Raw genomic sequence first — 11,812 nt, 5'->3', positions numbered from 1 at the left:
CAAATCACCTCACGAGATTAATTTAACAGAGACGAACAAATAGAGGGGCTCCACGTTTTTCTCGTCGACCAGGCGGCAGGTCAGATGGAGTTGCAACTCTTGTTTAACCTTTATAAAATAAGAGTCTCTTATGTCGAGTTCACTATCGCTTGCAAGGGTGCCGTTAATATACAGCTTTCCGTCTTGTATGCTTACGGATGTATGGACGGTGCTGCCGCTCAGGACGTCCGTCATGATTTCCGCATTGAGAACCGTGAACGACCCGGTGGTTACGCCGGGAGAGTCTACGGATACGGTATTCTTTAACTTGGTTTGCAGCTCGGCGCTAAGCGTGATGGCTTTGTTTCTCAGTTCGGTCTCGTGATTGACTCTTCCAAAAGCCAGCAGCGAGGTTGATAGGATCGTGGATACGAGTACCATAAGCAATCCTGCCAAGGCCAAGGACGCAAGCAATTCGACCAGGGACAGACCGTCTTCGTTCCGAAAGTTCATGGTCCGCTTCCGCATGCTTAGCTCCCTCCTGTTGGCGCGTAGCTTTTTTTGGCTGCGCCGACAATTGAGACTTTATGCCTATATCGATCGGGCTGTTCCGGGTCAGGATTCCAATAAGTTGTGATAGTGATGTACAAAACATCGGGGTGTGAGGTATATTTAGGATAGTTTCGACAAATTTGCGTATCAATGACATAAATATCCTTGTCTTGTTCTGGTAGGGAATTTCGTGCACAGGTGGCTTGTCCCTGCAGATCGTCGAAGGACATCGCCTGCACTTCGTGCAACCTGGCATTGGCAAGATGGGTGGCTGACAGCTTCTGATTGGTCAGTTGGCTTTGAGCCTCGCTATTAACAAAATAGGACATAAAATATAAACTGACGATCGAGAGTATTACTAACGCAGCCGCTACTTCTATCAGCGTCAAGCCGTCCTCCCTAGCGATCGTGGATCCGAGGGAGTTTTTTGTGCGTGGATTTAGCTTCATCATGACAATTCCTCTCTCTCATCGGTGTTCGTAAATCTTGTTGTCAAAAATTGCTGCTTCAGAAGGAGAATTGTTTGAAAAATAGGTAAAATGTACTATTTTATAATAGCATCAAATAGGTAAAAGGTATATAATCATTACAAACACTTACTAGTATTTTCCACGAATATAGTACCCTACGTAATTATGTTGACATTTCTGACTATGATTCCAGTCTCCGCCTGCAACTACTAGATATTTCTACTCAATTAAGAGGGTGTGAAACATGTACACGATCAAAAAACGTCTGGGTGAACTTCTTCTCGAATCCGGAATCATTACGGATTCGCAATTGCAGACCGCACTCGAAGAACAGCGGAGCACCAAAAAAAAGCTCGGTGACGTGTTGTTGTCACAGGGAGTTCTTACAGAGCATCAATTGATCGAAGTGCTGGAATTCCAGCTTGGCATCCCGCATGTAACCTTGTCAAGGTTTCAAATCGACCCCAAGTTAAGCCAAATTATTCCTGAAACGATGGCCAAGCGATATCAGGTCATGCCGATCCGCGTAGACGGCAGGAAACTGATGGTCGCTATGGCCGACCCGCTCGACCTGTTCGTTATCGACGACTTGCGGATGAGCACGGGCTTTACGATTGAGCCGGCGATCATCTCAAGAGGGGAACTCCAGCGCGGAATCGCCCGCTTATACGGACTGCAGGACTCCATGAATGAAATGATCAAGGATCTGGCAAACGGAGACGGCTCCTTAGAGGTGGAACAGTCGGTGATCACCGACGAAGATTCCCCGGTCGTCCGGCTGGTTCAGCAAATGATCGAGCAGGCCGTACGTCTCGGCGCGAGCGATATTCATGTCGATCCCATGGAGACCCAGGTAGCAATCCGGTACCGGATTGACGGGATGTTGCGGAGTGAACGCTCCATTCCGAAATCGATGCAGGGCGTCATCATCGCACGTCTGAAAATATTAGGCAATTTGAATATCGCCGAGCGCCGTCTTCCTCAGGACGGAAGAATCAAAATGACGGTCGACGGCAAAGGCATTGATATTCGATTGTCCTCTCTCCCTACGGTGCATGGCGAGAAGATCGTTATGCGGCTGCTTGATCTTGCGGCAGGCGTAAAAGGAATCGACCGGTTGGGGATGACGGAGTACAACTTGGGACTGTTCCGGCGGATGATCGAGAAACAGCATGGCATCGTCCTGCTGACGGGTCCTACGGGCAGCGGTAAAACAACGACCCTGTATTCCGCGCTGCAGCATTTGAACCGGGAGGAGACCAACATCATCACCGTCGAGGACCCGGTGGAATACATGCTGGAAGGCGTAAATCAAATGCAGGTTCACACGGCGGCCGGGTTGACTTTTGCCAAAGGGTTGCGCTCCATCTTGCGGCAGGACCCCAATGTAATCATGGTCGGGGAAATCCGGGATTTCGAGACGGCGGAGATCGCGATCCGGGCTTCGTTGACGGGGCATCTTGTATTCTCCACATTGCATACGAACGACGCGGTAAGCACAGTGGTGAGGCTTCGCGACATGGGCGTAGAACCTTATTTGATTTCGTCGTCCTTGGTCGGCGTAGTCGCCCAGCGGCTGGTCCGGTGTATTTGTCCGGACTGCAAGGCGCCGTACACCCCGGATATGCAGGAAAAAATATATTTAGAGCGCATTGGCATAAAGGCGGAAACCTTATATCGGGGAAAAGGCTGCGGTACATGCGGGAAGAGCGGTTATCGCGGCCGGATGGCGATCCATGAGGTTCTCATGGTAGACGATGAGCTCCGCACCGCGGTCGTAAACGGGGTATCCATTCACGAATTGCGTCAGCACGCCGCAGGGCAAGGGATGAAATCACTATTCGAAGACGGGCTGCTTAAAATGCTTGAAGGGAAGACAACGCTGCGGGAAATTCTCCGGGAGGCAGGAGAGGAAGAGGAGGTAGGGCAGCGGTGAATGAAGAGAAGGAACTTTTTGCCGGATTATTGAGACAAGCCTTTAACATGGGCGCGTCGGATCTTCATGTGACGGTGAATTCGCCGCCGGTGCTTCGTATCGATGGAGAGCTTCAACGTCTGGGAGATGAACTGCTGACGCCGAATCAATTGGATGAGTTCATACGGGATATGATGAACGAGAGCCAATATGACAAGTTTACCGAAAAAGGAGAACTGGACTTTTCTTACGGGGTTCCCGGAGTTTCGCGGTTTCGGGTAAACGTTTTTCGGCAGCGCGGCTCCGTTAGCATCGCTGCCCGGGTAATTTCGCCGTCGGTTCCTTCCTTCGAGTCGTTGAAGCTGCCGCCTGTTCTGATTAAACTGGCGCAAAAGCCGCAGGGATTGTTTCTCGTGACCGGTCCGACGGGCAGCGGCAAGTCAACGACTCTTGCTTCGCTGATCGACCATGTCAACAAGACTCAGCGTAAGCACATCGTGACGCTGGAGGACCCGATCGAGTATCTTCACCGTCATGACCAGTCGATTATAAACCAGCGGGAAGTAGGCTTGGACACGCTGTCGTTCGAAAACGGTCTCCGGGCCGCGTTGCGTCAAGATCCCGATATTATTCTGGTAGGAGAAATGCGGGATCCGGAGACGATTCGGACGGCGATAACCGCAGCCGAGACGGGGCACCTTGTTTTTGCCACGCTGCATACCTCCGATGCGCCGCAAACGATCGACCGCATCATCGACGCATTTCCGCCGGAACAGCAAGGTCAGATTCGTATCCAACTGGCTTCGACGTTGCTGATTGTACTTTCGCAGCGTTTGCTGCCCGCCCGAAGCGGCAAGGGCCGCGTCTGCGCAACGGAGGTGCTGCTCAACTCACCGGCGGTGGGAAATCTGATTCGCACGGAAAAGGTTCACCAAATCAAGAGCGTAATGCAGACCAGCTTCCAGCTTGGCATGCATACGTTGGAGATGAATTTGCGTGAACTGTTGCGGCAAGGGGCTATCGACGAAGCCGCCGCAAAACCGTACTTCACGGAAGGACAGATGTGATATGCCCGCATTCAAGTATCAAGGGAAGGACGTTGCGACCGGAAAATCGCGGCGCGGAGTGATTCAGGCTCCGGACCGGAACTCCGCGCTGGCCGAGCTCAAGCGACAGCGATGTATCGTCACCGGACTTCAGGAGAGGCGGGAAACCGTCTGGAACAAGGAGTTTTATCTCGGTAGCCCGGTCAAAAACGAGCAGTTCGTCGTCTATTGCCGCCAGTTTGCCACGATGATCCGGGCCGGGATTTCCATTGTGGAGGCTACAGCCGTGCTGGCGGAGCAATCGGAGAGCAAGCCGCTGAAGAAGGCGCTGTACGAAGTAACCGCCGAACTGCGCAAAGGCAATACGTTTTCCGGTGCCATCTCCGCTTACCCGCGGATCTTCCCGTCCATCTTTGTTCATATGATCCGGGCCGGGGAAGAGTCGGGGAGCATGGAAGATACGCTTGAACGGCTGGCCGTTTATTTCGAAAAGGCCCATTATACCCGCGAGAAAGTAAAATCCGCGATGACGTATCCGTTGATCGTCAGCATCATGGCGGTGCTGGTTATCGTCTTTTTGTTGAAATTCATTATTCCGCGTTTTCAATCCATGTTCACGCAGTTTGGCGGAGATCTCCCGGCGATTACTAAATTTACGTTGACGCTCAGCCAAAGCATCGAGTCACACTGGTATGTATGGCTGTTGGGCGCGGCGGCGCTGATCGCGGCGGTTTATTTATTGCTTCGCTGGGAGCGCGGAGCGTATGCCTGGGACTACGTCAAGTTGAAGCTGCCGGTATTCGGCTTGCTGAACCGAAAGAGCGCGATTGCGCAAATGACGCGCACCCTGTCCTCGTTATATGCCAGTGCGGTGCCCGTACTACAGTCGCTGGCGATTGTGGAGAAAGTGGTCGGCAACCGCGTCATCGGAGCCACCATCCGGGAAAGCCAGAACTCGCTTCGCCAGGGCAGACCGCTTTCGGAACCGCTCAGAGGTTCCTGGATCTTCCCGCCGCTTGTGACCCAGATGATTCTGGTCGGCGAGGAGACCGGTTCGATCGACGTTATGCTCGAAAAGGTAGCGGATTTTTACGAACGGGATGTAGAGAATAGCGTGGACAAGCTCAAGCAGTTGATTGAGCCGATTATGATCGTCATTCTGGCCGGCGTCGTGGGCTTTATCATGGCTTCTATCATGATCCCGATGCTAAGCCTTTATGGAAATATCAATTAGATGAATATTTTAGGAGGTTAATCTTTATGACAGCACTTATCCAAAGATTAAGGAAAGAAGAAAAAGGACTCACCCTGATCGAACTTTTGGCCGTCATCGTCATCATCGGCGTCATCGCCGCCATCGCCGTACCGATCATCACCGGGGTAATCAAAGACACGAAGGACAGCGCCCGCGTTGCGACGGCAAACCAATTGTTTGAAGCCGCTAAACTGCGGTCGATTGCGCAAAACAATGGAGTGTTGAAGGGAGAACATACTCTTACAGATTTGCTTGATGAGGATTATATACAGAAGGGGCTTACAGATCCGAAGTCGGGTAAAGCATTTGGTGCCGGTACTCAAGTAAATCTTTCGGATTTGACTTCGACGACGGCAACCATTGTGACTTTGGTAACCGATGACGGCACCTTGAATTATACCTTGGCGAATTTGAAAAATGGTGATAAAGGAAGCGCTCCGCCTACAAGTGAAGGTAGCGGATCATAAACTGACAAACCATGAACCTGACCATGATGCTGCTTAATATCGTCATCGGCCTGGCCGCCGGCTGGGTGCTCGCCCAAGCCGGCATCTGGCTGCTGGTCCGGCGCGGGCTGGCGCCGGACGCCACGGAACCTTCGGCGGCAAACAACGCCGAAGGCCTGGCGACTCAGGCTCGCGTCCGGTTCCCGGTGCGAGGCCGCCTGGCCGCGAACAGCGCCGCTGCCTTCGGGACGGCGGCGCTGTTCGCCTTAATGTACATGCGCTTCGGCTTGTCCGGCGCATGGGTGATCGGACTGCTGCTGTCCGCGCTGTCCGTGTTGATTTCGTTTACGGATCTGACCGCAAGGGTCATTCCGAACGGGGCGCTCTTGGTCTTCGCATCCACGCTGCTGACTGCCGTGTTGCTCTGGAGCGACAGGCCACTATTGAACCATGCGTTGGGTGCGCTAGTCGGCGGCGGGTTTCTGCTTTTGCTGGCGGTGGTCACCTCGGGTCGCGGAATGGGCATGGGGGACGTAAAGTTACTTGCCCTACTCGGCTGGGTGATCGGATTTCCCGGCGTTATCATAGCCTTGTTTCTGGCCAGTTTGACTGGGGCTGTGGCAGGATTGCTCCTGAAGGTTGCGCGCCGTGAGGAAGGTCGCCAAACCATTGCTTTCGGTCCCTTTTTAGCTTTCGGCACCTTGGTTGTTTACATGTATGGAGAGGAGATCATCCATTGGTATCTGTCAAACGTAGTTCATCTTTAATGAAGGGCTGGGGCCGTAAGGCTGCGCTAGGCATGACGATTGACGAGGACGGCATTCGGATCGTTCGCTTTAATCCAAAGCTCGGAACCGTGGAAGGCACGGATATGCTACCGTTGCCTTCGCTTTTTGACGAGGACGGGGTACAGGGGATTTCGTCCCATGTAGAGGCAGTGAAGCAGTGGGTGCATAAATCCGGATTGGCCGGGAGCAGAGTCCATCTTTCGGCACCAACCTCGCAATCCTTCATTCGACTTATTCGAGTGCCTAAAGCGAAAGGAAAACAGCTTCGACAGGTGACCGAATTGGAAGTGGAAAGCAGCATCCGGTTTCCTTTCGAGGATCCGATCGTTGACTACTATTGGTTTGATGACGACGGTAGTGAAGAAGGTACGATCCGGGCCTTTGTTGCGGCGGTTCCTCATTCCATCGTCAAGGAGGCCGTAACCGTATTGGAACTGGCCGGACTTCAGGTCGCTTCCGTGGATTTGGCGACGATCGCGCTTGAACGGATCCTGAAACAGCAAAATCTGCTTGCCAGTGACTGTTTGATGGCTGTTAATTTCAAGTTAAAGGAAGCCGAGGTGTATTTATATCACCGGGGAATCCCGGATTTTATCCGGACTTTTCCGCTCGAGCCGATGTCGGAAGACAATTTGAATACCTGGCGTTACGGAGAGATTGTCTCGTCGGTTACGCGTATCATGAACTTTTATGAGTTTACGTTGCATGACGGCAATGAACGGATCAAAGAAATCATGATCACCGGAAATGCTCCGGACAAATCGATGATATTGAATCAAATGAATGAAGCTTTTAGCGAGGTAGCGGTGTCCGAGATCGATCTGTCTTCCTATTTTTCCGATCCGGATTTATCAAACCGTGACAGTTATGCCATCGCGCTTGGCTTGGCGTTGAGAGGGGGAAAGGGAAGATGATCGAGATCAATCTCTTACCCCCGCGGCAACGGCCGGCCTGGACCAGGCTGCTTATGCCTCTGGCCTTTATCGTAATCGGCCTGGGCCTTGCTGTATATTTGACCATGGATTATTTGGACGTCCTTCAGTCTGCGGATGACTCGCGACAAAACATCGAAACGGCCCAGCAACGTCAGACCGAATTGCAGGAAGAAATCCAAAGATTAAGCCAAAGTCAGGGACTGAGCGGAGAGGCTGCCGAATGGATCGACCTGCTTCTGACGCTACGTCCGGATTTTAGTTCCATGCTAAGTGAAATGGAGAACCCGTTGCCTGCCGGAGGTCAATTGCAAACCGTTCAATATGGCGGGGGAGTGCTCGAATGGACCTGTTCTTTTAAAACATTGAGTGAAGCAGCCGCGTATTCCCTTGCCATTCAACGTAACTCCGGCGAAGGAAGCGTCTTGATCCATTCCGTTACCCAAAAGCTCGGTATGTATGTAGGAAAATTTCAATTTCAGCTTGTGAACCTGGATCCTGTGGGAGAGGCAGGTGACGAAGGATGATATCTAGTCGTTCTGACCGGGGATCCGGTGTAATATTATTGCTTGCTGTTATTCTTTTTTTAGGGATAGGAGTTTTCTATTTCTTCTGGTATCGGCCTGCAGTAACCGAATCCAGGGCTCTGTTTGCCGAGCAGGAGGAAACCCTGAACTTTTTGCAACAAACGGAAGCAATTGCCGAGGAAAAACGTAAAGATACTGAAGCAGCAGACAATCAAAAATTTGAACAAGCGAAGGTCCCGAGTTTGCCTGATCGTGAGCAAATTTTACGAGATGTTGAAACGGCTGCGAAGACATCGGGGATGACCGTGAACGAAGTTGCGTTTTTGTCTACAAATGAGTTATCGCAGGATATTCAGGGAACCGGAGAAGAAGCTGGGACAGCAGATGCTGGAAAAAATCTGCTATCCGAATTGAATACGACCAAGCTGGAGACAGAGGGGTTGGCATCGGTCAGCCTGGAGGTTCGACTGAGCGGAACACTGCCGCAAATGAAAAGCTTCGCGGCAAACCTTCAAAAAGAAGAACGGTTGTATATATCTACTTCATTGCTGTTTGGAGATGAAAGCAATAACAGTACCACGGTGGCCGCTGTGATGGGATTGACTGCCTTATATCGTCCAGTGAAAATTGAGTAGACAAGATGGAGACTGCCGCTCTTTGGAACGGCAGTTTTTAATAAATTGCTTGTTTGGCGGCACAGGTTGTCTGGAGCGGAGTTGATATTACATAATTTCCAGCACTTTATTAACATTTCCTGATACTTTTTCCCCGGAGTCCCGTATATATAACTATAATGCGGAAAGGTGGTGCATCTGCCAAGATGGATGCATGGGTACTATGGCTGATTGCCGCAGGAATTATTTTGGTGCTTGAAATGTTTACGCTGACTTTTTATATGCTGTGGTTCTGTATCGGAACCTTGGTTGCGGCGTTGGTAGCATGGATTGCGCCGGATGCGTATTTACTTCAAGTAGTGGCAGGGAGTGTGGTAGCGCTGATTTTGACGGTTTTCACAAAACCGATTTCCAGAAAATTTCGCGCCGCCAAAGGATTTGAGGATACCGGTACCGAACTGGTAGGGAGACAGGGAGTCGTCGTCGAACCGATTGAAGAGGGGCAATATGGCATTGTCAAAATCGGGGGAGACACCTGGAGTGCCACGTCCGCTCAAACTCTGGCAAAAGATGAGCGGGTTCGGGTGCTGAGACGAAGCAGTACGATTATCGAAGTAGAACGATGGGAGGAATTCACTTAATGGAATGGGCAATTATTGCCGTCATTGTCGTAGTTGTCGTCGTATTTATCTCACTCACGGTCAAAATCGTGCCGCAACAGCGGGTAGGCGTAGTGGAGCGGCTCGGTAGATTCAATCGGCTGATGAACCCGGGGCTCAATATTTTGATTCCGGTAATCGATCAGGTTCGCACTTATCATGACCTGCGGATTCAACAAGCCAATGTGCCGCCGCAAACGGTAATTACGAAAGATAACGTTCAGGTTCAAATCGATACGATCATTTTCTATCAAGTTGTTGGCCCTGAACAGGCAACATACGGGATTTCGGATTATGTTTACGGGGTCCGGAACATTTCGACCGCGACGATGCGGCAAATCATCGGTAAGATGGAGCTCGACGAGACGTTGTCCGGCCGGGAAAAAATTTCGACGGACATCCGGCTTGCGCTTGACGAAGCAACCGAAAAATGGGGCGTGCGGATTGAGCGCGTCGAAGTAATCGACATTAAACCGCCGCTTGATATTCAGGAAGCGATGGATAAGCAAATGAAGGCCGAGCGGAACAAACGGGCGATCGTCCTTGAAGCCGAAGCCGCTAAGCAGGATATGATCCTGCGTGCCGAAGGGGATAAGCAAAGTAAGATCCTCAAGGCGGAAGGTGACAAGGAAGCGCGGATCCGCGAAGCGGAAGGCTTGCGTCAGGCGCAGGAACTGGAAGCTCTCGGGGAAGCGAAAGCGATCGAGGCGGTTGCTCAGGCCGAGCAGGTCCGTATCGAAATGCTGCGTAACGCCGCGCTCAACGAGCAAGTATTGGCATACCAATCCTTTGAAGCCCTTAAAGAAGTGGCGAAAGGCCCTGCCAACAAAGTGTTCATTCCTTCCAACGCGATCGAAACACTGGGTAGCCTCGGCGCCATCGGCGAGATTTTCAAAGCCGGTAAATAAGTTCACTGTACACGTTGCAAAGTCTCCGAAACCAATGCATTTGTTGGTATCGGAGACTTTTTGCTGGGAGGAGGAATGTTGGGTTATCTGTGGGCTATGCGGTAATGACCTATATGGTGCGAATGTGCAAAGGTGCCCAGGTGTGTCGCTGCAGCTGTATGTTGAAATGTTGCAAACAGGTGATGCGACCAGATAACGTTGTGATGGACTGCGCAGTGACTTGATAGGCAGTGAGAGTAAATAGTGCACTATATTGAGCTGCATAGCGGATTGAGGCCGGTGAAGATATGCAGTCATCAAGGGTGCTGGACTGTTGAAGGGAGACAAAACTACTGTGCTGGTTTCGGTTAGCCGGAGTTTTCATATGTACTTCCTAGTTCGAGAAAATTAGATGGAAAACCTACAGGTAATTTGTCCGAAATCCCCCGAAATCAATAATTAACTGGAATACCTACAGTTAATTTGGCGGATTCAGGGCTAAGTTGGCCAGATGGGCAAAATTAACTGTATGATTTCCAGTTAATGATCCGAGATAGCAGAATCCACTTAAATTAACTGGAGAAAATCCAGTTAATTTATTCGGAAATGAGGCGGGATGAGGGTTCTTCTTCGAATAGGACCTCCAAGGACCCAACAAAAAAGGTTGGACAAGGATAATCCATCCGAGTCCAACCTTTGACCGATTAATTTTTGCTGGAAGCCAATTGATCCTTCATGCGTTGCAATTCTTCGGCAACGGCTGCGTTGTCTTCCGAATTTGTTGCGGAATTTGCGCCGCTTCCTGCGTAGGATTGACCTGAAAGCTGGGTTCCGGCTTCCCATTCGAGGATTTTTTCTTCCATGCGTTCAAAGCCGCGTGCGGCTGCGCCGTAATCCATGCCGCGGCTGAAGTTCGGCCGCTCCATTTGCTCATGCTCTTCCACTTTGCGGGCTCGTGCGGCTAGTTCGTTGCGCTTTTCTTTCAGGCGGGCATGTTCTTCTTTGCCTTCTTTCAAGCGGTATTCCAGCTCAGCTACGCGATCCTGGGCTTCTTTCGCTTCCGTCGCGTATTGCTGCGACTGTTCCTCGTAATGGATTTTGGCGGCAGCGGCCACTTTTGCACCGGCTTCATCACCGGCTTCAAGCGCGGACAGCGCGCGAAGCTCGCTCTCCTTCGCTGCTTTGGCGGCATCTTCGCTCTTACGGAGGCGGATGCTAGCGTTCATCTGCTGTTCTTTCAGCATATTTTCGGCTATGCGAATATCGTCCTCCAGGTTGCGCAAATACTGCCCCGTCATGATAACCGGATCTTCCAGTTTGTTTAATACTTCATGAAGGCTAGCTTTTGTCAGGTTGGCAATTCGGTTGAACAGACTCATTGAAATTCTCTCCTTTGGTTGGATAGTAGTTTTATAGTTTGGCAAAAACGTGTAGTATTACTGCTGCTTAATAGTGCGTGAAATGGTCGTCGAATCCGAAGTTGCCGATCGGCTCTTTCGGGACGATCACGCTGGCGATGAGATAAAGGGCAACTACGGTTCCAAAGCTGCACAGTGCCGCTACAACGGCGATCAGCCGGACCACGGTAGGGTCGATTCCGAACCAACGGGCGATGCCGCCGCAAAGGCCGCTGATCTGTTTGTCGGTTGCCGAACGATACAATTTTTTCATGATTGAACACTCGCTTTCTTTTTTATGTCAGTTTGGATTATTATTAAAGTCCGCTGTTGATGTCTTAATTC

The 11,812-nt window shown here is 51.1% G+C and carries 14 protein-coding genes; 10 read left to right on the top strand and 4 right to left on the bottom strand.

Features of this window, described 5'->3' with window-relative positions:
• Window positions 1–9: 9 nt before the first annotated feature.
• Window positions 10–507 carry a hypothetical protein gene (locus tag ACLB09_RS17325; protein ID WP_410771111.1) on the bottom strand — a complete coding sequence of 166 codons (498 nt, stop codon included), beginning with the start codon at window positions 505–507 and terminating at the stop codon, window positions 10–12.
• 2 nt (window positions 508–509) lie between these two features.
• Entirely contained in the window at window positions 510–983 is a 474-nt protein-coding gene (locus ACLB09_RS17320) for a type IV pilus modification PilV family protein (protein WP_410771110.1), read from the bottom strand.
• A gap of 262 nt (window positions 984–1,245) precedes the next feature.
• Between ACLB09_RS17320 and ACLB09_RS17315 the strand changes: the two genes are divergently transcribed.
• From ACLB09_RS17315 to ACLB09_RS17270, 10 genes are all read left to right on the top strand, one after another.
• Window positions 1,246–2,937 (top strand): GspE/PulE family protein, encoded by a 1,692-nt coding sequence (locus ACLB09_RS17315; protein WP_410771109.1) that lies wholly within the window; start codon window positions 1,246–1,248, stop codon window positions 2,935–2,937.
• Window positions 2,934–3,983: a type IV pilus twitching motility protein PilT gene (locus ACLB09_RS17310; RefSeq protein ID WP_410771108.1), complete on the top strand. Its 1,050-nt coding sequence runs from the start codon at window positions 2,934–2,936 to the stop codon at window positions 3,981–3,983. Before ACLB09_RS17315 ends, ACLB09_RS17310 begins: the two co-directional genes overlap by 4 nt.
• A gap of 1 nt (window position 3,984) precedes the next feature.
• Window positions 3,985–5,196, top strand: coding sequence for a type II secretion system F family protein (locus ACLB09_RS17305; protein ID WP_410771107.1), 1,212 nt, complete (start codon window positions 3,985–3,987; stop codon window positions 5,194–5,196).
• Between the two features lie 26 nt (window positions 5,197–5,222).
• Window positions 5,223–5,684 carry a prepilin-type N-terminal cleavage/methylation domain-containing protein gene (locus tag ACLB09_RS17300; protein WP_410771106.1) on the top strand — a complete coding sequence of 154 codons (462 nt, stop codon included), beginning with the start codon at window positions 5,223–5,225 and terminating at the stop codon, window positions 5,682–5,684.
• 23 nt (window positions 5,685–5,707) lie between these two features.
• A complete protein-coding gene (locus ACLB09_RS17295; protein WP_410771105.1) occupies window positions 5,708–6,430 on the top strand; it encodes a prepilin peptidase in 723 nt (240 codons plus the stop codon).
• Entirely contained in the window at window positions 6,400–7,365 is a 966-nt protein-coding gene (gene pilM / locus ACLB09_RS17290) for a type IV pilus biogenesis protein PilM (RefSeq protein ID WP_410771104.1), read from the top strand. The genes ACLB09_RS17295 and pilM overlap by 31 nt, the downstream gene beginning before the upstream one ends.
• The gene (locus ACLB09_RS17285; protein ID WP_410771103.1) at window positions 7,362–7,910 is read left to right on the top strand and encodes a PilN domain-containing protein; all 549 of its coding nucleotides are present in this window, start codon (window positions 7,362–7,364) and stop codon (window positions 7,908–7,910) included. The genes pilM and ACLB09_RS17285 overlap by 4 nt, the downstream gene beginning before the upstream one ends.
• A complete protein-coding gene (locus tag ACLB09_RS17280) occupies window positions 7,907–8,545 on the top strand; it encodes a hypothetical protein (RefSeq protein WP_410771102.1) in 639 nt (212 codons plus the stop codon). Before ACLB09_RS17285 ends, ACLB09_RS17280 begins: the two co-directional genes overlap by 4 nt.
• A 185-nt stretch (window positions 8,546–8,730) precedes the next feature.
• Window positions 8,731–9,165 carry an NfeD family protein gene (locus ACLB09_RS17275; protein WP_410771101.1) on the top strand — a complete coding sequence of 145 codons (435 nt, stop codon included), beginning with the start codon at window positions 8,731–8,733 and terminating at the stop codon, window positions 9,163–9,165.
• The gene (locus ACLB09_RS17270) at window positions 9,165–10,091 is read left to right on the top strand and encodes an SPFH domain-containing protein (RefSeq protein ID WP_410771100.1); all 927 of its coding nucleotides are present in this window, start codon (window positions 9,165–9,167) and stop codon (window positions 10,089–10,091) included. Before ACLB09_RS17275 ends, ACLB09_RS17270 begins: the two co-directional genes overlap by 1 nt.
• 683 nt (window positions 10,092–10,774) lie before the next feature.
• Here the strand turns inward: ACLB09_RS17270 and ACLB09_RS17265 are convergent.
• Together ACLB09_RS17265 and ACLB09_RS17260 are read right to left on the bottom strand one after the other, a co-directional pair.
• Window positions 10,775–11,449, bottom strand: coding sequence for a PspA/IM30 family protein (locus ACLB09_RS17265; RefSeq protein ID WP_410771099.1), 675 nt, complete (start codon window positions 11,447–11,449; stop codon window positions 10,775–10,777).
• A gap of 67 nt (window positions 11,450–11,516) precedes the next feature.
• Entirely contained in the window at window positions 11,517–11,741 is a 225-nt protein-coding gene (locus tag ACLB09_RS17260) for a PspC domain-containing protein (RefSeq protein ID WP_410771098.1), read from the bottom strand.
• Window positions 11,742–11,812: the final 71 nt, after the last annotated feature.

Origin of the sequence: Fontibacillus forbon (assembly GCF_046559655.1) — a bacterium.
GTDB lineage: Bacteria > Bacillota > Bacilli > Paenibacillales > Paenibacillaceae > Fontibacillus.
This window is presented reverse-complemented; position numbering and strand designations above follow the sequence as displayed.

Excerpts from the sequence above, each read along its gene's own strand:
- ACLB09_RS17300 (WP_410771106.1), top strand. The coding sequence starts at position 5,223 with ATGACAGCACTTATCCAAAGATTAAGGAAAGAAGAAAAAGGACTCACC.
- ACLB09_RS17265 (WP_410771099.1), bottom strand. The coding sequence starts at position 11,449 with ATGAGTCTGTTCAACCGAATTGCCAACCTGACAAAAGCTAGCCTTCAT.
- ACLB09_RS17305 (WP_410771107.1), top strand. The coding sequence starts at position 3,985 with ATGCCCGCATTCAAGTATCAAGGGAAGGACGTTGCGACCGGAAAATCG.
- ACLB09_RS17285 (WP_410771103.1), top strand. The coding sequence starts at position 7,362 with ATGATCGAGATCAATCTCTTACCCCCGCGGCAACGGCCGGCCTGGACC.
- ACLB09_RS17295 (WP_410771105.1), top strand. The coding sequence starts at position 5,708 with ATGATGCTGCTTAATATCGTCATCGGCCTGGCCGCCGGCTGGGTGCTC.
- ACLB09_RS17275 (WP_410771101.1), top strand. The coding sequence starts at position 8,731 with ATGGATGCATGGGTACTATGGCTGATTGCCGCAGGAATTATTTTGGTG.
- ACLB09_RS17260 (WP_410771098.1), bottom strand. The coding sequence starts at position 11,741 with ATGAAAAAATTGTATCGTTCGGCAACCGACAAACAGATCAGCGGCCTT.
- ACLB09_RS17325 (WP_410771111.1), bottom strand. The coding sequence starts at position 507 with ATGCGGAAGCGGACCATGAACTTTCGGAACGAAGACGGTCTGTCCCTG.
- ACLB09_RS17315 (WP_410771109.1), top strand. The coding sequence starts at position 1,246 with ATGTACACGATCAAAAAACGTCTGGGTGAACTTCTTCTCGAATCCGGA.
- ACLB09_RS17320 (WP_410771110.1), bottom strand. The coding sequence starts at position 983 with ATGATGAAGCTAAATCCACGCACAAAAAACTCCCTCGGATCCACGATC.
- ACLB09_RS17270 (WP_410771100.1), top strand. The coding sequence starts at position 9,165 with ATGGAATGGGCAATTATTGCCGTCATTGTCGTAGTTGTCGTCGTATTT.
- ACLB09_RS17280 (WP_410771102.1), top strand. The coding sequence starts at position 7,907 with ATGATATCTAGTCGTTCTGACCGGGGATCCGGTGTAATATTATTGCTT.